Below are 26,344 nucleotides of genomic sequence, written 5' to 3'. Positions count from 1 at the left end.
CTTTATCGTTAATCGGGCCTTAACGGGCGTCATGCATAATGCCTCCATCTTCCAGGGGGCCATCATGCGGCGCTTGCGGCTCAAGGCGGACGGACGGATCGTCGAACTGCGCGACGGCAGGGAATTTCCGCTTGCCGCGGCCGAACCCGCACCCACGTCGGCGGCCACGCAGCCCGCCGTGCGCGACCTGCGCCGCCGCGCCCGGCTCACCCAGCTCGAATTCGCCGCCAAGCTCGGCGTACCCGTGGAAACCATCCGCAACTGGGAGCAGGGCAAGCGCGCACCGCGCGGACCCGCCCGGGCGCTGCTCGCCGTGATCGCCCATTCGCCGGAGACGGTGTTCGCCGCGCTGGCGAGCGAGCCGACGGCGGCGTGACGCACGGGTGTTGGTTTGATTCAAGTGTCAAACAGCTAGCTCGGTGTCATCACCCGCGCAGGCGGGTGATCCAGTATTCCAGAGACAGTGGTGATTGAACCGATGGGCCGCGGCGTACTGGATCGCCCGGTCGAGCCGGGCGATGACGGTTGTGGGAGGGGGCGCAGTTTTGCCATCTCGCGACATGGATTGTCCGAGCTTTGCGTTTCGTTTCGCCGCTCTGAGAACAGAGGGCGCAGGGAAAGCCGGGTGCCGATTGCACCCATGGGCCCGGTGCAACAAAAAAGCACCGGGGTAGGACCACAGGTGTAACCGGAAACAACCCGGCTTTCCCTGCGCGATGGGTTACGGCTTATACGTGCTCTCCCCGGCGAGACTGGGCTTTTTTGTCACCGTCCTCGCAAGACGCATTCCCATCCTGCGAGAAGACACCTGCCACTAGGGCGTCAGGCCTGCACGACTTCACCGTCCGCCTCGCATGCTGTCGTCACTGACATGCGCGGCGTCCACCGCATCTCACCGCAACACTCCAGACGATGCGCAGCGCCCCTCGATCGGGTGAGACGGCGCGCATTAAATCCGTGACTTGGGGTGCCTGTCAAGAACAAATTCGGAAAATACGAACATCCCGTAGGACAGGCAATGACCGCACGGATTAGCGGCCGGCAGATGTCAACGCCGTCACGATAAGCGACAGGCCGGCAAACAGGAGCAGCACAAGCACGGTCTTGCGGAACGTCTCGTCGTCGATCTTCCCGAACAGCCTGAAACCAGACCACAGACCGGCGACCATGAAGGGGACACCCCATGCGTACAGCATCAGCGTATCCCTGGTGATGCTGCCGGCAACCGCTTGCGAGATCGAAATCACGACGAACGCGACAAACAGCACCGGCTGAAACACGGCGCGTTGCACGTCCTTGGGCCAGCCGCGCCATTGGCACGAGATGGTCGAGATCACGCCGCCGAGCCCCGTCAGCCCGCCGAGCATGCCGTTGGATATGCCGATCGCGATGTCGGCACCGGTTCCGATCTTCATTGGCGCGAAGACAGGCTTGGTGAGCCCGTAGATCGTATACAGCACGAGCAGGACGCCCACGCCGAACCGCAAGTAGGTCGGATCGAGATATGCGAGAACACTGACGCCGATCGGAATGCCGATGATGGTGCCGAGCGCGAGCGGCCAGGCTTTCCGCAAGTCGAGCGCATGTCGCAGCTTGAAGATGCCGTAGCCTTGGGTGAGCAGACCATAACCCGCAATCAGCGTCGCGGTTTGCATCGGCGTAATGATGTGGAGCCACACGCCCGACACGACGAGCCCCATGGCAAAGCCGGAAAAGCCGCTGACGAAGCCGCCGAGCAGGGCGGCAAGAGCAAAGAAGGTAAAGACAACTCCATCCATAGGTCGCACTCCCTCCGAACGAGATGACGAGCGCTTGGATGGACATCCATCTGATGGGGAGGCTGCAGATCCCCAAAGTTGGTCGAGCGGCGTGCTCCGGTCGAAACGAGAGTCTGGCGTTAGGCTACCTTTGCCGTGCGAGAGCAGGGATCATCGGGTCGGCGCGCGAGCTTGCTGTCCGGCGGTCTCGTCGGCCAGTGTTGGAATGAGTGCGTCGATCCGCCGGACGATCTGGTCGCGGGTCGCTTCGTAATCGTCGATGCCCAAGGGGATGCCGGACCAGTAGGCGACGCCGGCCGGGCCTCGGCGCTCCGCCGGGACTTGGTCGAACGCCACCACCAGGCTCGCCGCGGCCGCGTCGTCCACGGTCAGTTGTTGCGGCGTGTTGGCTGGCGCGAGACCATCGAGCGCAAGGCCATCCTGGATCCGGACCGGGACCGACCGGAACAGATCGATGCCGCGCGAGACGGCCGTATATGGCAGCCCGCGCTCCTGCGCGGCCCTGTTGAAATAGGCTGCGGCCATCTGGCTGTTCACCACGCCGTGCAGGCAGACAAAGACGATCGTCTTTCCCTCGTTCGCCGTTGCCGGGACAGACGTCATCAGGATCGCGAGGACGGCGGCGGCAAGCTGCGGCCATGTTCGAACGACCTTGCGCAGTATTCGGGTTGTCAGCATGTGCCTTCTGTCGATCACTGCTGCGCGTCCCCGTAGGTGATTTGGTCGAACAGCGTCACACTGTCGGCCTTGGTCCACAGCCCGATTTTGCCGGCGTCGGCAAAGGTGGAATCCTCGACCTCGAACAGTTGCTTGCCGTTGAACGACACGCGGAAGCGCGAGCCACTGAAATCGACGCGCAGGCTGTGCCAGACGTCGGACGGAACCTTGACGTCGGTGCCATAGCCTCCCTTGCGGCCGACAATGTCGAGCGGGCTGCGGACGCCGTTGACGGTCTTGTAGAGAACAACGTTGTCCTCGAGCGCGTTGGCCCGGGTGACATAATAGTTGTTGGCGTCCTTCGCCCGCCAGACGATGCCGGCGGCGCGATCCTGCGATCCCGCGATGGCCTTGAACTTGATCTCGACAAAACCGTCCTTGATGCTGCTGTCGCTCTTCAGCAGCAGCGGGTAGGTCGCTCGGCCGGATTGCTTGAGCACCTTGGATTTCGACGGCGCGGTCTCGTCGCTTTCGACCGTCCATTTTGGATCGCCCGAACCCGTGAGGGTGGAGGTCCAGCCCTCGGGCGCGGCGCCGGTCTGCGGGCTCTCGAAACTGATCGCATGGTTCGACATGGCACTTGCTCCGGTGAAGAAAAGCGCGGCTGCAATGATGGCCGCGCGCCGTTGTGGATGAGACATCGGCAGACTCCTGTTTACTCAAGGAGCCGCACTGGCCATCGCCTTCCGGGCATCGCCCGTGGCTTCGAGGGATTGCTTCGGCCAGGCTCCGGCGGCGGATCGATATCCGGGCGGCTTCCGCTCGGATGCGGACCTCAAGAGAAAAACGCTGAGAGGAGGTGGGGGATCGCTTTGGTCCATGTGTGCAAATTCCTCGACACGTCGAGCGATGCACAGTTCTTGGACCGAGGTCTCAAGGGGAGACTGCAGTTCCCCTACGGCCGTGATAATCCACGGGAGCGGTAAAAGCAATACGGCCACGACGCTGCGTTAGGTTTCGCATCGCCCGCCAAATAACCGGTGTCATCACCCGCGCATGCGGGTGATCCAGTATTCCAGAGACGGCAGTGATTGAACCGAGAGGCCGCAGCGTACTGGATCGCCCGGTCCCGTCTACGCCAAGGCTTCGACGAGGCTTGCGATCTTGGGCACGCCGTAGCTTTAGCGGAGGCGGCGAGCCGGGCAATGACGGCGGTGGTGGAGACAGTACCGCGCCGCGAGCTCTCGCATGCGGCACCAAAGCAAGGCTAGACTTCGAGCCACTCCTTGCGGATACGGCCGTTGTCGGCGAGTGCCGCCGGGGTGCCCTCGAACACGATGCGGCCGTGGCCCATGACGTAGAGACGTCGGGAAATCCGCAGCGCAATGGTGAGCTTCTGTTCCACCAGCAGGATCGCGGTGCCGCGGCGCGCGATTTCGTCGAGCAGCGTGCCGACCTGTTCGACCAGTTTTGGGGCGAGACCCTCGGTCGGCTCGTCGATGATGATGAGATCCGGGTCACCCATCAAGGTCCGGCACATCGTCAGCATCTGCTGCTCGCCGCCCGACAGCACGCCGGCCGGATTGTCCTGCCGCTCGGCCAGATTGGGAAACAGCGAAAATACGTCCTCGAAAGTCCAGCTTCCGGTCACGCCCGCGCGCTTCAGGCCGAGCTCGAGGTTTTGCTTCACGGTGAGGCCCGGAAACACCTGGCGGTCTTCCGGCACGTAGCCGATGCCGACATGGGCGATCTGATCGGGCCGGAGGCCTGCAATCGAGCGGCCCTTGAAGTCGATCCGGCCGACCGGCGGCACCAGCCCGATGATGGTCTTGCAAACCGTCGAGCGGCCGACGCCGTTGCGGCCGAGCAGGCTGACGATTTCGCCTTCGGCGACCGAGAGATCGACGCCTTGCAGGATATGACTCTTGCCATAGAAAGCGTGCAGATCGCGGACCTCGAGCATCATGCCGCCACCGTGCCGAGATAGGCTTCCTGGACCGCCGCGTTGCCGCGGATCGCGGCCGGTGCGTCCGAGGCGATCACCTCGCCATAGACCAGCACCGTGATGCGGTCGGCGAGGCCGAACACCACGCTCATGTCGTGCTCGACCATGATCAGCGTCTTGCCTTCGGATACGGCGCGGATCAGCGCCACCGCGCTCTCGGTCTCGCTGTGGCTCATGCCGGCGGTCGGCTCGTCGAGCAGGATGATCTCGGCACCGCCGGCAATCGTGATGCCGATCTCGAGTGCGCGCTGTTCGGCATAGGACAACAGCCCGGCCTGCACGTTGCGGCGGTCCGACAGCTTCAGCCGTTCCAGCAACCTGTCGGCCGCCTCGTTCAGTTGCTTCTGCTGCCCGAGCAGCCGCCAGAACGAATAGCGGTAGCCGTGCGACCACAACAGGCCGCAGCGGATGTTCTCGAACACGCTCATGCGGGGGAAGATCGACGTGATCTGAAAGCTGCGCGACAGGCCGAGCCGGTTGATTTCCTGCGGCGCCAGATCGGCGGTCGACTGCCCGTTGACCGTGATCGAGCCCGAGCTGATCGCAAAGCGGCCGGAGATCAGGTTGAACAGCGTGGTCTTGCCGGCGCCGTTGGGGCCGATGATGGCGTGACGCTCGCCGCGGGGAATGGCGAGGTTGACGCCGCGGATGATCTCGGTCGGGCCGAAATTCTTGCGCACCTCGCGCAGTTCGACGGCGGGCGTGGCGGCGACATCAGTGCTCACGACACCGCCTCCTGCGTCTTGACGATGGTGATGCCGGCGTCGATCTGCCGCTTGATGCTGTCGGCCTTGGCGCCTTCCATCAACGCGTCCCAGCGTTCGCGGAAACTGCGTGCCTCGCGCCGCAGCCACAGTCCGCCCAGCATGAGTGCGGCGAGCGCGATCACCCAGGGCATCGGCGCCATGGTGTCGATGGTGTTGCCCGCGATCGTGAACGTCTTGCCCTGGGCCGCGCCGATCGTGGTGAAGGAGGCCAGTTCGACCAGCAGCACGAAGCCGAGCAGGACCAAGAGGGCCGGTGGAAACGCGCGCGCATAGGGCAGCGCCAGCTCGCGCAGGCGTCCGGCGCGCCAGATCGGCGCGTGCATGAAGATCAGCCCGATCAATCCTCCCGGCGCGTACATCACCATGACGATGAAGAGCACGCCGACATAGAGCAGCCAGGCGTTGCTGAGCAGGCTGACCCCGCTTTGCAGCAGCACCACCACGACGGTGCCGAGGATCGGACCGAAGAAGCCGCCGGCGCCGCCGATATAGACCGCGAGCAGCGCGTTGGCCGACTTCGCCGCAGACACCGTGTCGAAGGTGACGATCTCGTAGATCAGCACGTACAGGCCGCCGGCGATGCCGGCGAAGAAGCCCGCCAGCGTGAACTGGTAGAGCCGCACCATGCGGGGATCGTAGCCGACGAACTGGGCGCGCTCGAAATTGTCGCGGGTGGCATTGGCCATGCTGCCGAGCGGCGTCTGGGTCTGCAACCGCATCAGCGCCGCGGCGATGAAGGCCCAGACCAGCACGAGGCAGTAGACCTGCCAGGGCGAGCTGTATCTGACGCCGAGCACGCTGGTATCCATCACACGGTCGATCGGGATGCCGCCTTCGCCGCCGAAGAAGCCCATGAACATCAGCGCCGCCGCCGAGACCAGTTCGCCAAGTCCCATCGTGATCATGGCAAACGCGGTGGCGCGCTGCTTGGTCACCAGCCAGCCGAACACATAGCCGAAGAACAGCCCGCCCAGTCCGCCCGCGAGCGGTACCAGTTCGGTCGGCAGCCAGAACGCGCCGGCCTTGACGAGCAGCACGACATGCGCCGCGCAATAGGCGCCCATGCCGAGCAGCACGGCATGCCCGAACGACAGCAGGCCGGACTGGCCCATCAGCATGTTGTAGGAGAGCGCGAAGATCGCCATCACGCCGATCTCGCTCATCAGCGTCAGCACGAACCCGGAATGACGGCCCTTGCTCCAGTCGTAGAACAGGAACGGTATCGCCAGCAGGACGACGAAGGCGAGCAACCACGGCCAATGGCGGCGCAGCATGTTCATGTGTCACGCGTCCCCATCAGCCCGCGCGGCCGGAACACCAGGATCAGCACCAGCAGCAGAAACGGCAGCAGGGCGCCGACCCGCGGCAGCGTCACGTTGAGAACTTCTGCAAACGGCGTGCTCGAGGTCACCACGAAGCCGAACTTGGCCAGCAGATCGGCCAGCGAAACGTCGAACACGACGGCGAAGGTCTGGATCAATCCCATCAGGATCGAGGCGATGAAGCAGCCGGTCAGCGATCCCAAACCGCCGAACACCACGACGACGAACACGATGGGTCCCATGGTGAACGCCATTGCCGGCTCGGTGACCTGGTAGTTGCCGCCGATCACGCCGGCCAGCCCCGCCAGCGCAGTGCCGGCGGCAAACACCAGCGTGAAGATCCGCGGCACGTTATGGCCGAGCGCCGAGGCCATATCGGGATGGGTCAGCGCGGCCTGGATCACGAGGCCGACGCGCGTCCGCGTCAGGCCGAGCCAGATCGCTCCGAACATCAGTGCCGAGATCGCCAGCATGAAGGCGCGATAGGCCGGAAATTGCGTGCCGTAGATCCGGAACAGCGGGAAATCCAGCAGCTCCGGCACCCGATAGGGCACCGGCAGCAGGCCCCAGGTCATCTGCACGACCTTCTCGATGATCAAAGCAAGGCCGAAGGTGAACAGCAGTTCGGCGATGTGACCGTTGCGATGAACCCGCCGCAATCCCCACATCTCGATGGCGGCGCCGATCAGCCCGCACAGCAGCGGTGCAATCACCAGCGCCGGCCAGAAGCCGATGTGAACGCTGATCGTATAGGCGAAATAGGCGCCCAACATGTAGGCGCTGGCATGGGCGAAATTCAGCACGCCCATCATGCTGAGGATCAGCGTGAGCCCGCTCGCCAGCATGAACAACAACATGCCGTAGACGAGGCCGTTCAGGAGCGAGACGACGAAGACTTCCATGGCACCGGCCCCACCGCAAGGTATGACGCCTGCTTTCCTGTCGACGGGAAGCAGGCGACTGTTGTGCCGGTCAGGCGCCCGGGCGCTTCATCTTGCAGGTGTTGGGTTGGTCGATGTCCTTGGCGAGGATCGTCGCCGAGGTGGCCCAGCCGAGGCCGGTGCCTTCGGCGTCATACTTGACGCCCTTCTTGAAGGTGCCGACGAAATATTCGCTGATGATCTGGTGGTCTTCCTTGCGCATCTTGGTGTCGAAGCCGAGGAAGTCCTTGACGGTGAGGTCCTCCATCGCGGTGGCGACCTTGGCCGGCTCGACCGAACCCGCCTTGTTCACCGCGGCCTGCAGATACTCGAAGATGGTGCGGAAGCCGGCAGCGGAGAAGTCGAACTTGTGCTTCTCGCGGAAGCCGTTGGTGAAGGCTTCGGCTTCCTTGTTGCCGATCTCCGGCGCGACGTTCTCGCCGTAAGACATCACGGCCAGCACGCGGTTGTCGCCGCCGGCGCCGATCGCGGTCGGTCCGCCGGCGAGATGAGCGTAGAAGGTGTAGTAGCGCAGATCGGCGCCGGCATCGATGCCTGCCTTGATCAGCAGGTTCATGTCCGGCCCCCAATTGCCGGTCAGCAGGGCCTGGGCGCCTGACGCCTTGATCTTGGTGATGTAGGGCGAGAAATCCTTGATCTTGCCGAGCGGAATCAACTCGTCGCCGACCACCTGAATGTCGGGCCGCAGCTTGCCGAGATAGTTCTTCACCTCGCGCTGCACCGACTGGCCGAACAGGTAATCCTGGTTGATCAGATAGACCTTTGTGGTTTCCTTCGGCAGCGCGCGCACCATCACCTCGGCCTTCATGCCGGCATGCAGGTCGAAGCGGAAGTGCCAGAAGCTGCACTGCTCGTTGGTCAGCTCCGGCGCCACCGCCCCGCAGTTGAGATAGATGATGCGGTTGTCCGGGTTGCGGTCGTTGTGCTTGTTGACGCCGTCGATCAGCGCGGCGGCGATGTTCGAGCCGCTGCACTGCATGATGAAGGGCATGTTCTGGTCAGTGGCGCTCTTGAGCGCGATCAGCGCGTCCGACGGCTGCGATTTGTTGTCGAACGGCACCAGTTCGAACTTCTTGCCGAGCGCGCCGCCCTTGGAATTGATGTAGTCGATGATGTACTGCATCTGCTTCAGGTTGGCGTCGCCGATCTGCGCGAATGGCCCTGAAAGCGGATCGGTGTAAGCAACCTTGATGGTGCCTTGTGCCAGCGCTTGACCGCCACCGGCGATCGCGAGCATGAGTCCGAAGAACGCCGTCAACCACTTGCCTCGCAGCATGGTGCAGTCCTCCCCTATGTGTCCGCTTTTTTGTTTTTGCGGCGCTGAAGCAAAATCGTAACACGGACCCGGCGCCCGCCGCCACTGGGAATATTCCGCGAGGTGCCTCGTCATTCAGCAGCGGATGTGCGGCGCATCCGCATCGTCCACATTCCACCATGCGGGATTCGAGGGCGCCGTTCTTGTACGGCTGGCCGCAGGATCAGCGCGCCCGGCCGCTCGTCGGCGCCGACGCCCATTGCCGGAACGCCTCGCGGGTCGCGTCGTTCATCGGGAAGAAGCTCTCGATGCGCAGCTCCTGCAAGGTGATGTCCTGCGGCGTGCCGAGAGTGGCGAGCGTCGTGAACAGCTCGAGCGTGACCGCGCCTTTGGCAAATCGCATCGGCAGCACGGGGCCGCTGGCGGTCTCGGCGGAAGGCGCGGCGAGGCTTGCTTGCACGCCGGCGTAGCCGCGCAAGCGGTCGCGCAGCGCCGCGGTCTCCGCCGTTCCGTCGGCGGCGGCATCGGCCTCGACGCTGCGCACGAAATAGGCGACGACCTCAGGCCAGTTGGTGAGGTGAGGCCGCAGCACGTCGGGCGCCACCAGCGCATCGGCGAGATTGACCGCTGCGCCCGGGTCGAGCGGGCCGACCAGAAATTCCACCATGGCAACGGCGCCGTTGTTGGCTTGCAGCAGATTCCAGCGGCGGTCGACCACTACGGCCGGATATGGCTCCTGCTGCGCCAGCATGAAGTCGAGCGCCTGTCTGATCGGCGCCAGCGCTTCGGCGCCATAGGGCGTCTCCGACCAGGTCGGCGCAAAGCCCGCGGCCAGCAGCAGATCGTTCGCCTGCCGCAGCGACAGCGCGAGCGCCACCGACAGCCGCTGCACCATCTCGCGGCTCGGCCGGGTGCGGCCGAGTTCGAGGAAGCTGATATGGCGCTGCGAGCAATCCGCAATCGACGCCAGCTGCAGCTGCGACAGGCCGCGCCGCTTGCGCGCGTCGACCAGCCGCGATGGAAAGCTCGATAGCATGGTCATGACTACCTGGCACGTAGTTGATTGCCGACAGACGCGCGGCGATAGTGCCGAGCAAGAAGTTGCACGACAAGTGCCGTCGACAAAGAGGATCGAACAGATGAAGGCTGTGTTCGCCGGATCGTTTGCGGTCCGTCTGGTCGAGCCGGTGCGGCGGCACCTGACCATGCCTTGCGAGATCGTCGCGGGCGACGAAGCTGCTGTCGTCGATCAGCTCGGCGATGCGGATGTTCTGGTTTCGATGGCGTTCACGAAACAATTTGCCTCTGCGGGCGCGAAGCTGCGCCTCGTGCAGGTGCCGGGCGCGGGCCTCGACCGCATCGACCGGTCGCAACTTCGCGCCGGACTGGCGCTCGCCAATGCCTACGGCCACGAGGCGGGGATCGCCGAATACGTCATCGGCGCCATGATCGCGCTGACGCGAAATTTTCAGCGCATCGACCAGAAGCTCAGGGCCGGCCAATGGGAGAGCCAGTGGTCGGTCGATACGCCGGCGCCGCCGCTGTGGCCGGAGCTTGCCGGCAAGACGCTCGGAATTTTGGGATTCGGCCATATCGGCGAAGCGCTGGCGCGGCGCGCGCATGCGTTCGACATGAAAGTCTGCGCCGTCAGACGGCAGGCGCAGGCCGATGTGCCGCGCGAGCTGATGTTCGTCGGCGGACCGGAACGGCTCGACGAGCTGCTCGGCCTCTCCGACTATCTCGCCATCACGCTGTCGCTCTCGCCGGAGACGCGCGATCTGCTCGACGCCGACAGGCTCGCCCTGATGAAGCCGCAAGCCTACCTCATCAACGTGGCGCGAGCGGAAATCGTCAACGAGCAGGCGCTGCATGACGCGCTTGCTGCACGGCGTTTGGCCGGCGCTGCGCTCGACGTCTGGTACCGCTACCCGACCGCTGCAGGCGTCACGCCGCCATCCACGGCGCCGTTCCATACCCTGGGCAATGTGATCATGACGCCGCATGTCTCGGGCTGGACCGAGGGCATGCTCGAATCGCGCGCCGGCCTCATCGCTGAAAATATCGAGCGGACGGCGCGCGGCGAACCGCCGCTCAACGCGGTCGCGGCGGCGAATTGATCATGCCGGCGGAGCAGGGTGCAAAGCATTGGCAGGCGCGGCTGCCGTTCTATTACGGCTGGCTGATCGTCGCGATCGCCTTCGTGACCATGGCGATCGGCGTGACCGGGCGCACCGCGTTCTCGCTGCTGCTGCCGCCGCTGATCGACGAGTTCAAATGGGACCGCGGCCTTGCGGCAGGCGCGTTCTCGTTCGGCTTCCTCGTCTCGGCCGTGCTGTCGCCGATCGTCGGCCGGGTGATGGATGCGCGCGGTCCCCGCATCGTCATCCTCAGCGGTGTCGCGCTGATGTCGGCCGGCCTGTTGCTGGCGCCATGGATCGCAAGCCCGTGGCAGCTCTATGCGACGCTCGGGGTCGCGGTCGGCGGCGGCGCCAACATGATGACCTATACCGCGCACTCGCAATTCCTGCCGAACTGGTTCGTGCGCCGGCGCGGGCTCGCGATCAGCATTGCGTTCGCGGGGGCAGGGGTCGGCGCCGTGCTGCTGCTGCCCTGGCTGCAAAGCATCATTCTGACCGAGGGCTGGCGCGCGTCCTGCGTTGCGATGGGATGGCTGGTGCTGTTCGGCATCGCGCCGCTGGCGCTGCTGGTGCGGAAGGGGCCGGCCGATGTCGGGCAAAACCCGGATGGCGACAAGACGCCGATCGACAAGGCAGCGGGCAGGGGCGCCGCCGCGATCGTCGATCCCGCGTGGGCGGCGACCGAATGGACGCTTCAGCGCGCGCTGCGCACGTTTCGATTCTGGTGCATCGCGCTCGGTTACTTCCTGGCGCTGATCGCCTGGTACGCGGTGCAGGTGCACCAGACCAAATATCTCGTCGAGATCGGCTTCTCGCCGCTGGTCGCGGCGTGGGCGCTCGGCGCGGTCAGCGTCATCGCCATTCCCGGCCAGATCTTGCTCGGCGGCTTGTCCGACCGGATCGGCCGCGAGTGGATCTGGACCGCGGGCTGCCTCGGCTTCGTGATCTCCTACGCGGCGCTGCTCGCGCTGGAGCTTTGGCCGTCGCACGCGCTGCTCTACGCCATGGTGTTCGCGCAGGGCTTCTTTGGCTACGCGCTGACCTCGGTGATGGGACCGATCGTTGCCGAGATCTTCGAGGGACCGCATTACGGCGCGATCTTCGGCACCATCACCATTGCGCTGATCGGCGGCGGCGCCGCCGGCCCCTGGATGGCCGGCGTCATCCATGATGCGACCGGAAGCTACCGGCTCGCCTTCGTGTTGATCATCGCCTTCTGTCTGATGTCCGCGGTGGCGATCTGGATTGTGGGGCCGCGACACGTCCGCCTCGTGCCGGGACGCGTGCCGCACTGACGGCGCAGGCCGGACTCTGCCTATCTGCTCACCAGCGATCTGCTCAAAGACAAGGCATTTACGTCGATAAATGTAGTAATATCAATATGTTGTCAAAAAGTGTATGCAGAATGCAAAATGTGCTTGTCGTTTCACCGTCATTCGAACAGACTTCACGGCGGGCAGGGCAAGGCGACATGACCGTCAATGGCGACGGTCACGCGACGGGGAAACATCAATCTGCCGACAGTGGAGGAAGCCATGAGCGAACAGGTGTCCACCATCGCGATGACGGACGCGGCGAAGCCAACCGGCGTGCGCTGGAAGATTTTTCTGCTGATGCTGTTCCTGATCTCGATCAACTACATCGACCGCGCCTCGCTGTCGGTCGCGATGCCGCTGATCGCCAAGGAGTTCAACATCGATCCGGCGATGCAGGGCCTGATCCTGAGCTCGTTCTTCTGGACCTACGCCTTCATGCAGGTGCCGGGCGGCATGCTCGCCGATCGCTACAAGCCGCGGATCGTGATCGCGGCGGCGACATTCTTCTGGGGTGCGTTCCAGGCGCTCGCCGCGCTCTCGACCAGCTGGTTCCTGCTACTCTTGACCCGGCTCGGCCTCGGCGCCTCGGAGGCGCCGATCTATCCGGCCGGCGGCAAGCTCAACGCGATCTGGATGACGCAGACCGAACGCGGCCGCGGCGCTACCCTGCTGGACGGCGGCGCGCCGCTCGGGGCAGCACTCGGCGCGATCGTGATCGCATGGCTGATCGCGGCCTTCGATTCCTGGCGCATGGCCTTCGTCATCGCCGGCGTCGGCACCATGCTGTGCGGCATCTGGGCCTGGCAGTACATCCGCAACGCGCCGCGCGAGCATCCCGGCGTCAACGAGGCGGAAGCGCGCTATCTCGAGGAGGCGCATGCGATCGAGGACGCGGCGACGCCGGCCGCGTCGGGTGCGGGCTGGGCAGCCTATTTCCGCTTCCGCTCGGTCTGGTGCATGTGCCTGGGGTGGATGTTCTTCAACACCACCTTCTACGGGCTTTTGACCTGGATGCCGAACTACCTGTTCAAGGTGCACGGCTTCGACATCAAGGCGCTCGGCGGCGCGTCCTTCATCATCTTCTTCGCCGGCTTCGTCGGCGAGCTGGTCGGCGGCTGGATCGGCGACAGCTGGCGGGAGCGGGGCGGCTCGCCGAACATGGTGTTCCGCACCCTGTTCGGCATCGCGGCGGTGATGGCGACGGTCTCGATCTTCCTGGTCGCCTACGTCACCAATCCGGTCGCGGTCGTGGTGCTGCTGTCGACCACGCTGTTCTTCCTGCGCTGGTGCGGCATGTACTGGGCGATCCCCTCGGCGCTGGCCGGCCGCGGCAAGTCGGGCTTCCTCGGCGGCTGCATGAATCTCGGCGGCAACATCGCCGGCATCACCACGCCGTTGATCGTCGGCTTCATCGTGCAGGCCACCGGCTCGTACTTCCTGGCGCTGATGTACTTTGCCGCCGCCGGCATCGCGCTGTTGATCTGCTCGACGCTGATCGATTACAGCCGCAAGCTGCCGGTGTAAGCATGCTAGGATTGGATCGAGCACCAACCGCGAAGAAGCTGCGCTCCCTCTCCCGCTTGCGGGGGAGGGTTGGGGTGGGGGTGTCGCCACGAGCGGCACCCTTTGTGTGGAGAGAGCCCCCACCCGTATCGCATCTAACGATGCGATACGACCTCCCCCGCAAGCGGGAGAGGTGCAACGAGTCCGCCGGCGCACCGATTGATGAGGCTCGCGAATGACACGTCCGGTCCGCCTCGGCATGCTGACGCCGTCCTCGAACACCGCGCTCGAGCCGATCACCTATGCGATGCTGGCCGGTATCGGCGACGTCTCGGTGCATTTCTCGCGCTTCAAGGTGACCGAGATCGCGCTCTCCGATTCGGCGCTGCGCCAGTTCGATGCCAGCGAGATCCTGCGCGCAGCCGAATTGCTTGCGCATGCCAAGGTCGACGTCATCGCCTGGAACGGCACCTCGGCGAGCTGGCTCGGCTTCGATCGCGACGAAAGGCTCTGCGAGCAGATCACGGCATCGACCGGGATCAAGGCGTGCACCACGGTGCTGGCCTATCGCGACCTGCTGCGGCGGATCGGCGCCAGGCGCATCGGGCTGGTGACGCCGTACCGCAAGGACGTGCAAGACCGGATCATCGCCAACTGGAATTCGGAAGGGCTCCATTGCTTTGCCGAGCGGCATCTGTCGCTGCAGGACAATTTCTCCTTTGCCGAGGTGCGCGAGGCCGAGGTCGCGACGCTGATCGAGGAGGTCGTGCGCGAGGGCTGCGATGCCGCCGTCGTGCTTTGCACCAACATGCGGGGCGCCGGCGCCGCCGCGCGGCTGGAGCGGGAATTTGGCCTTCCCGTACTGGATTCGATCGCCGTGACGCTGTGGGCGTGCCTGCGTGCCACCGGCCGCGATCCGTCGCGCATTTCGGGGTGGGGTAGCCTGTTCACGAATCCCGATTTGCGCGCCAATGTGGCGATCGAGGGCAATATCGAAATGAAGGCGAACCGTGACTGAAATCAGAACGAGCCGGCGCAACAAGGATCCCAAGCGGCCGCAGCCGGTGACGGCGCTGCAGCGGCGCCGCTTGCGGGTGCCGCGCGTCGGCCTGCACGAGCAGGCGGCGGCACGGCTGCGCACCATGATCGTCCGCGGCGAGCTGTCGCCCGGACAGTCGCTGGGCGAGGCCGACCTGTCCGACGCGCTCGGCATCTCGCGCACCCCGTTGCGCGAGGCGCTGAAGCAGCTCGCGAGCGAAGGCCTGGTCGAGCTGCGGCTCAACCACAGCGCGGTGGTGGCGCCGTTCCGCCGCGGCGAGCTGACCGAGCTGTTCGAGGCCGTCAGCGGCATCGAGCGCTGCGCCGCCGAGCTCGCCGCCGTGCGCATGGAGCCGTCCGATTTCGAGCGGCTCGACGCGCTGCAGGACAAGATCGAGTGGCATCACGGCCGCGGCGAGCTGCGCGAGTATTTTCAGACCAACCAGCAGATCCATTCCGCCATCGTCGGCTTTGCCCGCAACGCCGTGCTGAAGGCGACGCACGAGGCGCTGCTGGCGCGGGCGGAGCGCGCGCGCTTCTTCGCACTGTCGGTGCTCGGCCGCTGGGATGAATCGGTGCGCGAGCACCAGGAGATCCTGGCGGCGCTCAGGGATCGCGATGCCGCGCGCGCCGGGCAGGTGCTGGCCCACCATGTGCGCCGCACCGGCGAGATCGTCGCCGAAACGCTGGATGATAACGCGGCCGCCGCTGCGGTGTCCGAGCCGCTCGCCAAGCCGCCGATCAAGCCGCGCGGCCGCAAGACGAGGAAGACCGAACGATGAAGATCCTGCTGCTCAATCCCAATACGACGGCGGCGGTGACCGACTTGCTGCACGCCGCCGGCAGCAAGGTGGTCTCGGCAGGGACCGAGCTTGTGCCGGTCACCGCGTCGCGCGGCGTGCCCTATATTGCGACCCGCGCCGAGGCCCAGATCGGCGGGGCGATCGCGCTCGAAATGCTGGCCGAAGCTGGCCCTGACATCGACGCCGCCATCATCGCCGCGTTCGGCGATCCCGGCCTGTTCGGCGCGCGCGAGCTGTTTTCGTTTCCGGTCGTCGGGCTGGCGGAAGCCGCGATGCTTACCGCCTGCATGGTCGGGCGGCGGTTTGCCATCGTGACCTTCGCGGGCGTGCTGACGCCCTGGTACGAGGAATGCGTCGCCATGCACGGGCTCACCGCGCGCTGCGCCGGCGTCCGCGCGCTCGACGGCGCGTTCCAGTCGATCTCCGAGGTGCAGGCCGAGAAGGAAGAGCTGCTGGTGGCGCTGGCCAAGCAAGCCGTGGAGCAGGATCACGCCGACGTCGTCATTCTCTCCGGTGCGCCGCTCGCCGGGCTCGCGGCAAAAGTCCGCGATCGAATTCCCGTGCCGGTGATCGATCCGGTCGCCGCCGCGGTGCGCCAGGCGGAGACGCTCGCCGTGCTCAGGCCGCGCAAGGCGGTCGCCGGCACCTTCCGCCGGCCCGATCCCAAGCCGACGCGCGGGCTGGCGGAGCCGCTGGCCGCCGTCATCGAACACCGTTCACCGAAACAAGGAGCCCGCTGATGGCCTTCGACACCATCATTCGCGGTGGCACCGTGGTCACCGCCGCCGATACCTTTGGCTGCGACGTCGGCATCCGTGACGGCAAGATCGCGGCGCTCGGCCATGATCTCGGTGCGGCGGCTGAGATCATCGACGCGACGGATCGACTCGTGCTGCCCGGCGGCATCGACAGCCACGTCCACTTCGCGCAGCCGTCGGGTGACGGCATCGTGATGGCCGACGGCTTTGCCACCGGCACGCGCTCGGCGGCGTTCGGCGGCAACACCACCGTGCTGCCGTTCTGCCTGCAGGAGAAGGGCCAGACGCTGCGCGAGGCGCTCAAGAGCTATCACGCGCTGGCGGAAGGCGAATGCCATGTCGACGTCGCCTTCCATCTGATCGTCACCGATCCGACCGATCATGTGCTGGGGCAGGAGCTGCCGGCGCTGGTCGAGGACGGCTACACCTCGCTCAAGGTGTTCATGACCTATGAGGGGCTGGCGCTGTCGGATCGCGAATTGCTCGAGACCATGTCGGTGGCGCGCGAGACCGGTGCGATGCTGATGGTGCATGCGGAAAATTTTGACGCGATCCGCTTTCTCACCGACCGGCTGGAGCGCGCCGGCAATACCGCGCCGCGCTTTCACGCCACCTCGCGGCCGATCCCGGTCGAGCGCGAGGCCACCCATCGCGCGATCTCGCTGTCCGAATTGGTCGATGTCCCCATCATGATCGTGCATGTCTCGAACCGCGGGGCGATGGAGGAAATCCGCCGCGCGCAGCAGCGCGGTCTGCGGGTGATGGGTGAGACCTGTCCGCAATATCTCATGCTGACCGAGAAGGATCTCGATCAGTTCAACATGGAAGGCGCAAAATACGTCTGCTCGCCGCCGCCGCGCGATGTGGAGAGCCAGCAGGCGTGCTGGGAAGGCCTGCAGCAGAAGGTGTTCTCGGTGTTCTCGTCGGACCATTGCCCGTTCCGCTACGACGATCCGGAAGGCAAGCTGGCGCCGAAGGGGCGCACCAGCTTCCGCTGGGTGCCGAACGGCATCCCCGGCGTGGCGACGCGGCTGCCGATCCTGTTCTCGGAAGGCGTGGTCAAGGGCCGCATCGACCTCAACAGCTTTGTCGCCTTCAGCGCCACCAACCATGCCAAGATCTACGGCCTCTATCCGCGCAAGGGCACGATCGCGGTCGGCTCGGATGCCGACATCGCGCTGTGGGACCCGAAGCGCAAGACGACGATCCGTCACGAGCTGATCCATGACGGCTCGGACTACACACCCTATGAAGGACTCGAGATCACCGGCTGGCCGGTGCTGACCATGGTGCGCGGCAAGGTCGTGGTCGACGACGGCAAGCTGGTCGGCAGCAAGGGCCAGGGCGCTTACCTGCTGCGTGCCAAGCCGCCGGCCGCAGCAACCATTCGGTAACACGCGAAAAGAAGGCAGGAGAACACCATGCCCTACGCGACAGCAGATGACGGAGTTCGACTCTATTTCGAGGAGACCGGATCGGGCCATCCGGTGATCCTGGTCCATGAATTCGCCGGCGACCTGCGCAGCTACGAGCCGCAGATGCGGCATTTCGGCAAGCGCTATCGCATCATCGCCTACAATGCGCGCGGCTTTCCGCCGTCGGACGTGCCGGAGCAGGTCGCGTCCTATTCACAGGCGCGTGCCGCCGATGACATCCTGGCGGTGCTCGATCACATCGGCGCGGACAAGGCGCACATCGTCGGCCTGTCGATGGGCGGCTTTGCCACGCTGCATTTCGGGCTTCGTCACCATGCGCGTGCGCGCTCGCTGTGCATCGGCGGCTGCGGCTATGGCGCCGAGCTCGACAAGCGCGAGACGTTTCGCGCCGAGGCCGACGTGATCGCGAATACGATCCGCAAGGACGGCATGCCGGCCTTCGCCGAGCGCTACGCCTATGGCCCGACCCGCGTGCAGTACGAGAACAAGGATCCGCGCGGCCACGCCGAGTTCAAGGCGATGCTGGCCGAGCACTCGGCGGTCGGATCGGCCAACACCCAGCAGGGCGTGCAGAAGGAGCGCCCGTCGCTGTACACGCTGACCGAGGAGATGAAGCGCATCACGGTGCCGACGCTGATCATCACCGGCGACGAGGACTGGCCGTGCCTGTTGCCCGGCATCCTGATGAAGCAGAACATCCCGTCCGCCGCGCTCGCGGTGATGCCGAATTGCGGCCACGCCATCAACATCGAGGAGCCCGACGAATACAACCGGATCGTCGGCGACTTCCTCGCGCAGGTCGAGAGCGGCCGCTGGCCGATGCGCGATCCGAGGGCGATGAGCACGTCGATCACCGGGATGAAGGATTGATCGTCGGCTTCCCGCTCTTCGTCCCGTCACCCTGAGAGGGTGTGAAGCTTTGTCCTCACCCACCGCTGTCATCGCCCGGCTTGACCGGGCGATCCAGTACGCCGCGGCCTCTCGCTTCTATCACCGGCGTCTCTGGAATACTGGATCACCCGGTCAAGCCGGGCGATGACACCGAGCAAGCTGAGCAAACCAAACCGTCATCCTGAGGTGCGAGCCCTTGCGAGCCTCGAAGGGTCGACGGCCCGGCTGGTGGCCGATTCATCCTTCGAGGCTCGCTTAGCAGCGCAATTGCGCTGCTAAGCTCGCACCTCAGGATGACGGGGTTACGTAGCGGCGCAACTCAGTGTCGTCCCGGCGAAGGCCGGGACGACATTGAATGTTCGGTGCCACTCATGCGTCGTGCAACGGCGCATTGCATCACAGACAGTCGCTATCGTCGCGCATCGTGCAACCGATGCTAGAAGCTCGGCGCACCTAATCGTCTTCGCGCAACTTTTGTCGATTGCACAAGACTGACACGGACCTGTCATTCGCTGCGGCTAATGATCCGGGTGCTAATGTGTCGCAGGTCAAAGTCACAAATCTGTAAAGAACAGGGGCGCTACGGTGAAAACCAAGTTTCTCTCAACGGTCGGAATCTGTCTGGTTGCTGGCGCGGTCGCGTGCAGCACATGGGTGTTTGCCGCCCAGGATGATCAAGGCAATCAGGGTAACCGGAGCCAAGGCAACGGTCAGGGCAACGGTCATCATCCGCACGAGCTGCACACGGCGACGCCGATCAAGCATCTCGTGGTCATCTTCAATGAGAACCGCTCGTTCGATCATTATTTCGCGACTTACCCCAATGCGGCGAACCCGTCGGGCTCGATCGCCTTCGTTGCCAAGCCGCATACGCCGAAGGTCAACAACCTCGCCAACGCCGACCTGTTGACCAATAACCCGAACCTCAATCCGGCCAACGGCACCGGCGCGACCAATCCGTTCCGCCTCGACCGCACCCAGGCCAACACCAAATCGCAGAACCATGCCTATACGCCCGAACAGCAGGCGGTCGACAACGGCAAGGAAGATCTGTTTCCGAAATTCACTGGTCGCGGCACCGCCGGCGGCGTCGGCGCCTTCGGCACCAACGGGCAGGTGATGGGCTATTTCGACGGCAACACCGTCACCGCGTTCTGGAACTACGCCCAGAACTTCGCGATGAGCGACAATCACTGGACCGACACCTTTGGTCCGTCGACGCAAGGCGCGCTCGCGGTGATCTCCGGCCAGACCAATGGCGCGCAGAACATCGTCGGCAGCTCGTCCTCGATCGCCGACGGTCAGGGCGGCCTGACCCTGATCGGCGACACCGATCCCGGCTTCGACCAGTGCTCGAGCAAGACGAGCACGGTGCTGATGACCGGCAAGAACATCGGTGACCTGCTCAACGACGAGCGCATCAGCTGGGGCAGCTTCATGGGCGGTTTCGATCTCACGCTCAAGAACGCCAACGGCACCACCGGCTGCGCGCGCAGCACCTTCTCCAGCAACGTGGCCAGCACCGTCACGGACTACATCCCGCACCACGCCTGGTTCCAGTACTACACGTCGACCGCCAACCCGACCCATGCGCGGCCGAGCTCGGTGCAGGCGGTCGGCCACACCTACGCGGCTGACGGCAAGACGGTCGATCCGGCCAATCACGGCTACGATCTCGAGGATTTCTACGCCGCGGTGAAGGCCGGCAATTTCCCGGCCGTCTCCTACATCAAGATGCCGGCCTATCAGGACGGTCATCCCGGCAACTCCGATCCGCTCGACGAGCAGGCCGGCAATGTCGAGCTGATCAACTTCCTGCAGAAGCAGAAGGAGTGGGGCGAGACCGCTGTTATCATCACCTATGACGACTCCGACGGTTGGTACGACCACCAGTACCTTGCGCCAATCAGCGCCTCGTATGATCCGACCGCCGATCAGGTCAACGGTCCCGGCCAGTGCGGCCGCGGCGTCAACAAGCAGAAGCAGCCGAACGGTCTCAACGGCCGGCCGGTCAACGGCCGCTGCGGTCCCGGCACCCGCGTGCCGTTCATCGTGATCTCGCCCTTCGCCAAGCGGAATTTCGTCAGCCACACGCGCATCTCGCAGGCGTCGGTGGTGCGCTTCATCGAGGACAACTGGCTGCACGGCAAGCGCATTGGCGGCGGCTCGTTCGACGACGACGTCGGATCGATCAACGACCTGTTCGACTTCGATCGCGGCCACGGCCAGGATCACGAGTACCGGCAGGACACGCTGTTCCTCGATCCGACCGCCGGCACGGTCATCGTCAGCCCGCCTGACGATCACCACCATCACTAAAGCGTTGCCCGTCCGATGAACGGCCGCACGTCGTGGCTCCTTGGCGCCGGCCTGCTCTGCATGGCCGGCGCCGTCGCAGCCGTCGAGACGCAAACGCTGCCGGGGACCAACCCGAACCCGGTGCAGCTCAGGCGGGCGCCGGTCGCCCCGCTGTCCGCGATGGCGCAACTTGGCCAAAGGATCTTCTTCGACGCTTCGCTGTCCTCGTCGGGCGCGCGCTCATGCGCGTCCTGTCACAGCCCGGACCACGCCTACGGCCCGCCCAATGATGGGCCGGTCGTGCTCGGCGGGCCGGCGCTGAACCGGCAAGGCGCGCGCGCCGTGCCGGGACTGACCTATCTCTATCGCCTGCCGAGCTTCAGCATCGGGCCCGAGAAGGACGACGACGACAATGTCGTCAGCCTCGCGCAGATGGCCGCGATCGGCCAGCAGGCGGCGCGCGCCAGGAAGGTCGCCACTGCGACCGCGGCGTCGGCGGTCAACATCGTGCCGCAGGGCGGGCTGTTCTGGGACGGCCGCGCCGATACGCTGCAGGACCAGGCGATCTTCCCGCTGCTCGATCCCAACGAGATGGACGGCCGCAGCATCGATGTGGTGGCGGAGAAGCTGCAGCGGGCGCCCTATGCGCAGCGCTTCGCCGAGCTGTTCGGTGCCGGCATCTTCCAGAACCGGGGACTGCTGGTCGCGGAGGCGATGTTCGCCGTCGCGCGCTACCAGGTCGAGGAGCCGAGCTTCCATCCCTACACCAGCAAGTACGACTACTGGCTGGAAGGCAAGGCGCGGCTGAGCGAGGCCGAACTGCGCGGCCTGCAATTGTTCAACGATCCGGAGAAAGCCAATTGCGGCGGCTGCCATACTTCGGCGCCGAGCCGCGACGGCCTGCCGCCGCTGTTCACCGACCATCAATACGAAGCGCTCGGCGCGCCACGCAACGCCGCGCTCGAACGCAACCGCGATCGCGATTATTTCGATCTCGGGGTCTGCGGCCCGCATCGCACCGATATCGCCGAGCAGACGCAGTATTGCGGCATGTTCGCAACGCCGACCTTGCGCAACACCGCGACCCGCCACGCGTTCTTCCACAACGGCGTGTTTCACAGCCTCGAGCAGGTGCTGGATTTCTACAATTTCCGCGACACCAATCCGGACAAGGTTTTTCCGCGTGCCGCCGACGGAACGGTTCGGAAATACGACGACCTGCCGGAAAAGTACCACGCCAATATCGACGTCAGCGATCCGCCGTTCGAGCGCCACCTCGGCGACACCCCCGCGATGACGGCGCAGGACGAAGCCGACATCATCGCCTTCCTGAAGACGCTGACCGACGGCTACCAGGTGGAACCCTGAGGCGGGCAGGCGAACCCACATCCGCGTGAGTTGGCAGGTGCAATTCATGCGCGCATAATGGGTGCATGAACCTCGTCGAAGGCAACGGCGCCAGAATCCCCGCGATCGGGCTCGGCACCTGGGAATTGCGCGGGCGGACCTGTGCGCGGATCGTCGAGCAGGCGCTGCGGCTCGGCTACCGCCATCTCGACACCGCCCAGATGTACGACAATGAGCGCGAGGTGGGCGAGGGGCTGCGCGCCTCCGGCGTCAAGCGCGACGACGTCTTCATCACGACCAAGGTCTGGACCACGCATTTCTGGCCGAACGATCTCGAGCGCTCGGCCAAGGAGAGCCTGGTGAAGCTGCGGCTGACCGAGGTCGACCTGCTGCTGCTGCACTGGCCCAATCCGCAGGTGCCGCTCGCCGAGACGCTGGGCGCGCTGGCCAAGGTCAAGCAGGCCGGGCTGGCGCGCCATATCGGCGTCTCCAACTTTGGCGTGGCGCTGATCGAGGAGGCGGTGGCGGCCTGTCCCGAGCCGCTCGCCTGCGACCAGGTCGAGTACCATCCCTATCGCGACCAAAGCAGCGTGATCGAGGCCTGCGCCCGCCAGGAGATGGTGTTCGTCGCCTACAGCCCGATCGCCAAGGGCCGCGTCAAGAACGACCGCGCGCTGGCGCGGATCGGCGACCGCTATCGCAAGACCGCCGCCCAGGTCTGTCTGCGCTGGCTGGTGCAGCAAAATGTCTCGGCGATCCCGCGCACCTCGAAGCTCGAGCGGCTGCAGGAGAATATCAACATCTTTGATTTCGAGCTCTCCGACGAGGATATGCAGGAGATTTTCGCGATGGGCGGCGCCAAGGAGCATTGATTCGCAGCGTTGATTTCCGGCGCTGACCCGCCGCCGGCCGCTCCGTCTTCGCTCCACAGCTTTCCGGATCGTGCTAATGGCCGCCTGACCGGTTTCGGGTTTGGGCCGAAACGGGATTGAGGCAGGCAGGCCCCGACCGCTATTGTAGCCGGCGGGGAGACATCACGACGTGATCGAGTGGGATGAAGTTTCGGCCAAACGCGGACATGATGGCGTCGGTGCTCGTGCACCTGCTGCTGCTCGCGCTAATTTTCCTCTATTCGGAAGTCCATCAGTTCGACCCGGTCGCCGCTGACACGGTGCCGGTCGAGGTGGTGACGCCGCAGGAGGTCGCCGAGATCAAGCCCGATCCGACGCCGAGCCCGTCGCCGACCCCGGAATTCCAGCTGCCGTCGCTCGACAAGCAGGCCGAGGCCGCCAAGCCGGAGCCGGCCGCGCAGCCGACTGCGCCGCAACCCCAGCAGCCCGAGCAGAAGCAGGCGACGCCGCCTCCGGCACCAAAGCCCAGCCCGACGCCGCAGCGGTCAGCCGCGGCCGAGCCGCCTCCCGCGCCGCCACAACCCCAGACGCCGCCAGCAGCCCAGCCTCAGCAACCGCCGCCGCCGTCACCGCCGGCCTACAAGCCGCCGGAGCCGGACCTCTCGGTCAAATACCATGTCATGCTCGGCCTGCCGCCCGATCTCTCGGTGCCGAAACCTTCCGCCGCGGCGCCGTCGAACAATGACGGCGGCAAGGATAGTTTCGATGCGCCGGCCACCGAGAAGGCCGATATAGGCTCCAGCGTGGTCGCCGAATTCCGCCGCCATCTGAAGAGCTGCATGAAGCTGCCGCCGCAGCTCACGACCGGCGACGACGTCAGGGTCAAGCTCAGGGTGTTCATGAAGCCGGACGGCAAGCTCGCCGCCGCCCCGCAGTTGATCGAAGCCTCGGCGTCGGCCAAGGGCCCGTTGCTGCTGCAGAGCGCCACCAATGCGCTGCAGGCCTGCCAGCCCTATGCCATGCTGCCGAAGGATCGCTACGGCGAATGGAAGGTGCTCGACCTCGATTTCGCCCCGCGCGACTTTGCCTCGTAAGCAGAAGGCTCGGCTTCGCCTCTCCCCGCCTGCGGGGAGAGGCCGGATCGCATCGAAGATGCGATCCGGGTGAGGGGGAGTCTCCGCGTATCCGTCTGTCACCGCTGATGCCGAGGCAGCCCCTCACCCCAACCCTCTCCCCGTGAAGAACGGGGAGAGGGAGGTTTGGCGTCGTCTCGCTCGCATCGAAGGGAGATGGAGCCACTGCCGTCTGAGACTTAGACAAATTAGACAGTTGAGCTTTTCTGCGAGCGTTCTTGCCCGGAGCAAAAGATAGTGCTCGCATTCGGTCAAATCCGGGCGCACAGTCCCGGCATCACCGAGCGGCCCGTGGCGATCATCGGTGACCGAGAGACCAATTGCGCTCCCGCCAATGCGACAGGGAGAGCATCCATGATCCACCAGCCCTACCTCGAGCCCTATTCGGTCCCGGCGCGCATCTGTCTTGGCGTCGCCGTCCTTAGTGCGGCGGTCCTCGTCGCAGTGGTGAGCGCCTGCGTCTTGGCCTAAGCCCGCGTGAGGCCCCCCATCATGGCAGAACTGCTCTATCGGGCCAGTCTCGTGGCGCTCTGTCTGTCGCCTGTCGCAATCGCCGTCATTGTTTTTTTCATGTAGCTGGCGACGCCCCTCAACTGCCCATCGCCTGCCAGGCGTTCGAGGCAAACTGCCGCCGCCAGATCACGATCACGACCGCGGCTGTCGTGACGAACAGCACCCAGGGGCTGATGAACCAGCCGAGATAGCCGAGCGCGAAGAAGAACGCGCGCTGGCCGCGGTTGAAGTGCTGGCCGGCGCTCTCGAACAGCCGGCTGGTGCGGATCACATGCGCCTCCGCCGCCGCCGTGTCGCGCTCGGTCGCCGGCGGCATCGCGCCGAACAGGATTGCGACATAGTTGAACAGACGGTAGGCCCAGGCGAACTTGAAGAAGGTGTAGATGAAGATCAGCACCAGCCCGAGGCACTTGATCTCCCACAGCGCCGGCGAGGGGTTGAGGCTGATCGGCAGCGTGCCGAGCACCGCGATCGCGTCGTTGGTGGCGCGCAGCAACGTCAGCGCGCCGCCGATCGCGAGCAGGCTGGTGGAGGCGAAGAACGCGGTGCCGTTCTGCAGGCTCGCCATGATCTGCATGTCGACCATCCGTGCGTCACGGTTGAGCAGGTTGCGCACCCAGATCTCGCGATAGACATGCATGCGCGCCGACAGGCTGTCGCGTCCGTAGGCGGTGTGCTCCAGCGTGATGGCATAGACCAGCCATTCCAGCGCGAAGAAGCCGACTGCGGCGATATCGACCCAATAGCCAGTCATGGTGCTGAACCTCTCACGCGTGCTGCCGCGCCGTTTCGCGCCATGTACAAATTGGACGCGTGCGGTGCACTATGGCAAGCTGCAACTCACAACAGGATTCTTTCGGCATGCTCAAGCTCGTCATCGGCAACAAGAACTATTCGTCATGGTCGATGCGGCCCTGGCTCGCGCTGCGCGCCAACGACATCCCGTTCTCGGAAATCTTCATTCCGCTCTACACCAACGACCAGGCCGACAAGGACCGCATCCTGAGCGTCAGCGCGTCGGGCAAGGTGCCGGCGCTGATCGACGGCGACGTCACGGTGTGGGATTCGCTGGCGATCATCGAATATCTCGCCGAGAAATTTCCGGAAACCAAGCTCTGGCCGGCCGACCGCGCCGCGCGCGCCCATGCCCGATCGATCTCGGCCGAGATGCATTCCGGCTTCGTGCCGCTGCGCAGCGAGTGCGGCATGAACCTGCACCGGCCGATCCGCGCTGTGGCGCTGTCCGACGATGCCAAGGCCAATGTCGCGCGCATCCAGGAGATCTGGGCCGATTGCCATGCGCGTTACGGCAGGCAGGGGCCGTTCCTGTTCGGCGCGTTCTCCGGCGCCGACGCGATGTACGCGCCGGTGGTGCACCGCTTCCGCACCTATGCGATCCCGGTCGAGGGTGATGCACGGCACTATTACGATGCCATGCAGGCGCATCCGGCATTTCAGGAGTGGACCCGCGACGGGCTCGCCGAGACGCTGCTGATCGATAAGTTCGAGGACGCCTGAGACGGCGCGCTCATTCAGGATTGTGAACGGTGGCCGCGACAATCGCGGCTTGACGCCGTGACGGCAACGGGTCTGA

General features: G+C 65.1%; 24 protein-coding genes. 14 read left to right on the top strand and 10 right to left on the bottom strand.

Annotation, left to right across the window (positions count from 1 at the left end; genetic code table 11):
- Positions 1-64: 64 nt before the first annotated feature.
- Positions 65-376 (top strand): DNA-binding transcriptional regulator, encoded by a 312-nt coding sequence (locus tag XH93_RS24625; protein ID WP_172626870.1) that lies wholly within the window; start codon positions 65-67, stop codon positions 374-376.
- A 655-nt stretch (positions 377-1,031) separates the two neighbouring features.
- On the opposite strand, the gene XH93_RS24620 is transcribed toward XH93_RS24625, so the two are convergent.
- The 9 genes from XH93_RS24620 to XH93_RS24580 form a co-directional block, all read right to left on the bottom strand.
- On the bottom strand, positions 1,032-1,778 hold the full coding sequence (locus tag XH93_RS24620) for a sulfite exporter TauE/SafE family protein (RefSeq protein ID WP_194469473.1): 747 nt from the start codon (positions 1,776-1,778) through the stop codon (positions 1,032-1,034).
- Positions 1,779-1,928: 150 nt separating this feature from the next.
- Positions 1,929-2,456, bottom strand: a complete 528-nt coding sequence (locus XH93_RS24615) for a low molecular weight phosphatase family protein (protein WP_194469472.1) — start codon at positions 2,454-2,456, stop codon at positions 1,929-1,931.
- A 14-nt stretch (positions 2,457-2,470) separates the two neighbouring features.
- The gene (locus XH93_RS24610) at positions 2,471-3,070 is read right to left on the bottom strand and encodes a family 16 glycoside hydrolase (protein WP_194469471.1); all 600 of its coding nucleotides are present in this window, start codon (positions 3,068-3,070) and stop codon (positions 2,471-2,473) included.
- 632 nt (positions 3,071-3,702) lie between these two features.
- The gene (locus XH93_RS24605) at positions 3,703-4,398 is read right to left on the bottom strand and encodes an ABC transporter ATP-binding protein (RefSeq protein ID WP_139484251.1); all 696 of its coding nucleotides are present in this window, start codon (positions 4,396-4,398) and stop codon (positions 3,703-3,705) included.
- The gene (locus tag XH93_RS24600; RefSeq protein WP_194469470.1) at positions 4,398-5,165 is read right to left on the bottom strand and encodes an ABC transporter ATP-binding protein; all 768 of its coding nucleotides are present in this window, start codon (positions 5,163-5,165) and stop codon (positions 4,398-4,400) included. Before XH93_RS24600 ends, XH93_RS24605 begins: the two co-directional genes overlap by 1 nt.
- The gene (locus XH93_RS24595; protein WP_194469469.1) at positions 5,162-6,487 is read right to left on the bottom strand and encodes a branched-chain amino acid ABC transporter permease; all 1,326 of its coding nucleotides are present in this window, start codon (positions 6,485-6,487) and stop codon (positions 5,162-5,164) included. Before XH93_RS24595 ends, XH93_RS24600 begins: the two co-directional genes overlap by 4 nt.
- A complete protein-coding gene (locus XH93_RS24590; protein WP_194469468.1) occupies positions 6,484-7,431 on the bottom strand; it encodes a branched-chain amino acid ABC transporter permease in 948 nt (315 codons plus the stop codon). Before XH93_RS24590 ends, XH93_RS24595 begins: the two co-directional genes overlap by 4 nt.
- 70 nt (positions 7,432-7,501) lie before the next feature.
- Positions 7,502-8,746 carry a branched-chain amino acid ABC transporter substrate-binding protein gene (locus tag XH93_RS24585; protein WP_194469467.1) on the bottom strand — a complete coding sequence of 415 codons (1,245 nt, stop codon included), beginning with the start codon at positions 8,744-8,746 and terminating at the stop codon, positions 7,502-7,504.
- Positions 8,747-8,948: 202 nt separating this feature from the next.
- Positions 8,949-9,767, bottom strand: coding sequence for a helix-turn-helix domain-containing protein (locus tag XH93_RS24580; protein ID WP_194469466.1), 819 nt, complete (start codon positions 9,765-9,767; stop codon positions 8,949-8,951).
- A gap of 97 nt (positions 9,768-9,864) precedes the next feature.
- Between XH93_RS24580 and XH93_RS24575 the strand changes: the two genes are divergently transcribed.
- The 12 genes from XH93_RS24575 (at position 9,865) to XH93_RS24520 (ending at position 24,198) form a co-directional block, all read left to right on the top strand.
- Positions 9,865-10,842 carry a 2-hydroxyacid dehydrogenase gene (locus XH93_RS24575; RefSeq protein ID WP_194469465.1) on the top strand — a complete coding sequence of 326 codons (978 nt, stop codon included), beginning with the start codon at positions 9,865-9,867 and terminating at the stop codon, positions 10,840-10,842.
- A 2-nt stretch (positions 10,843-10,844) separates the two neighbouring features.
- Positions 10,845-12,158: an MFS transporter gene (locus tag XH93_RS24570; RefSeq protein WP_194469464.1), complete on the top strand. Its 1,314-nt coding sequence runs from the start codon at positions 10,845-10,847 to the stop codon at positions 12,156-12,158.
- Between the two features lie 240 nt (positions 12,159-12,398).
- Positions 12,399-13,703: an MFS transporter gene (locus XH93_RS24565; protein ID WP_194469463.1), complete on the top strand. Its 1,305-nt coding sequence runs from the start codon at positions 12,399-12,401 to the stop codon at positions 13,701-13,703.
- Positions 13,704-13,917: 214 nt separating this feature from the next.
- Positions 13,918-14,700, top strand: coding sequence for an aspartate/glutamate racemase family protein (locus XH93_RS24560; RefSeq protein WP_194469462.1), 783 nt, complete (start codon positions 13,918-13,920; stop codon positions 14,698-14,700).
- Positions 14,693-15,502, top strand: a complete 810-nt coding sequence (locus XH93_RS24555; RefSeq protein ID WP_194469461.1) for a GntR family transcriptional regulator — start codon at positions 14,693-14,695, stop codon at positions 15,500-15,502. The genes XH93_RS24560 and XH93_RS24555 overlap by 8 nt, the downstream gene beginning before the upstream one ends.
- A complete protein-coding gene (locus XH93_RS24550; protein ID WP_194469460.1) occupies positions 15,499-16,263 on the top strand; it encodes an aspartate/glutamate racemase family protein in 765 nt (254 codons plus the stop codon). The genes XH93_RS24555 and XH93_RS24550 overlap by 4 nt, the downstream gene beginning before the upstream one ends.
- Positions 16,263-17,675 carry a dihydropyrimidinase gene (hydA, locus tag XH93_RS24545; RefSeq protein WP_210340400.1) on the top strand — a complete coding sequence of 471 codons (1,413 nt, stop codon included), beginning with the start codon at positions 16,263-16,265 and terminating at the stop codon, positions 17,673-17,675. The genes XH93_RS24550 and hydA overlap by 1 nt, the downstream gene beginning before the upstream one ends.
- A 27-nt stretch (positions 17,676-17,702) precedes the next feature.
- Positions 17,703-18,587 (top strand): alpha/beta fold hydrolase, encoded by an 885-nt coding sequence (locus tag XH93_RS24540; RefSeq protein ID WP_194469459.1) that lies wholly within the window; start codon positions 17,703-17,705, stop codon positions 18,585-18,587.
- Positions 18,588-19,193: 606 nt separating this feature from the next.
- The gene (locus tag XH93_RS24535; RefSeq protein WP_194469458.1) at positions 19,194-20,927 is read left to right on the top strand and encodes a phospholipase C; all 1,734 of its coding nucleotides are present in this window, start codon (positions 19,194-19,196) and stop codon (positions 20,925-20,927) included.
- Between the two features lie 15 nt (positions 20,928-20,942).
- The gene (locus XH93_RS24530) at positions 20,943-22,274 is read left to right on the top strand and encodes a cytochrome-c peroxidase (RefSeq protein ID WP_194469457.1); all 1,332 of its coding nucleotides are present in this window, start codon (positions 20,943-20,945) and stop codon (positions 22,272-22,274) included.
- Between the two features lie 65 nt (positions 22,275-22,339).
- On the top strand, positions 22,340-23,125 hold the full coding sequence (locus XH93_RS24525) for an aldo/keto reductase (RefSeq protein WP_194469456.1): 786 nt from the start codon (positions 22,340-22,342) through the stop codon (positions 23,123-23,125).
- A gap of 182 nt (positions 23,126-23,307) precedes the next feature.
- The gene (locus XH93_RS24520; RefSeq protein ID WP_194469455.1) at positions 23,308-24,198 is read left to right on the top strand and encodes a hypothetical protein; all 891 of its coding nucleotides are present in this window, start codon (positions 23,308-23,310) and stop codon (positions 24,196-24,198) included.
- Between the two features lie 628 nt (positions 24,199-24,826).
- Here XH93_RS24520 and XH93_RS24515 read toward each other — a convergent pair.
- The gene (locus XH93_RS24515) at positions 24,827-25,504 is read right to left on the bottom strand and encodes a DUF599 domain-containing protein (RefSeq protein ID WP_139484164.1); all 678 of its coding nucleotides are present in this window, start codon (positions 25,502-25,504) and stop codon (positions 24,827-24,829) included.
- A 107-nt stretch (positions 25,505-25,611) separates the two neighbouring features.
- On the opposite strand from XH93_RS24515, the gene XH93_RS24510 reads away from it, so the two are divergent.
- On the top strand, positions 25,612-26,268 hold the full coding sequence (locus XH93_RS24510; RefSeq protein WP_194469454.1) for a glutathione S-transferase family protein: 657 nt from the start codon (positions 25,612-25,614) through the stop codon (positions 26,266-26,268).
- The last annotated feature ends 76 nt before the right edge of the window (positions 26,269-26,344 follow it).

The organism is Bradyrhizobium sp. CCBAU 51753, from assembly GCF_015291565.1.
GTDB classification, from domain to species: Bacteria; Pseudomonadota; Alphaproteobacteria; order Rhizobiales; family Xanthobacteraceae; genus Bradyrhizobium; species Bradyrhizobium ivorense.
The sequence above is the reverse complement of the archived record's forward strand: the minus strand, read 5'-3'. Positions and strand labels throughout refer to the sequence as shown.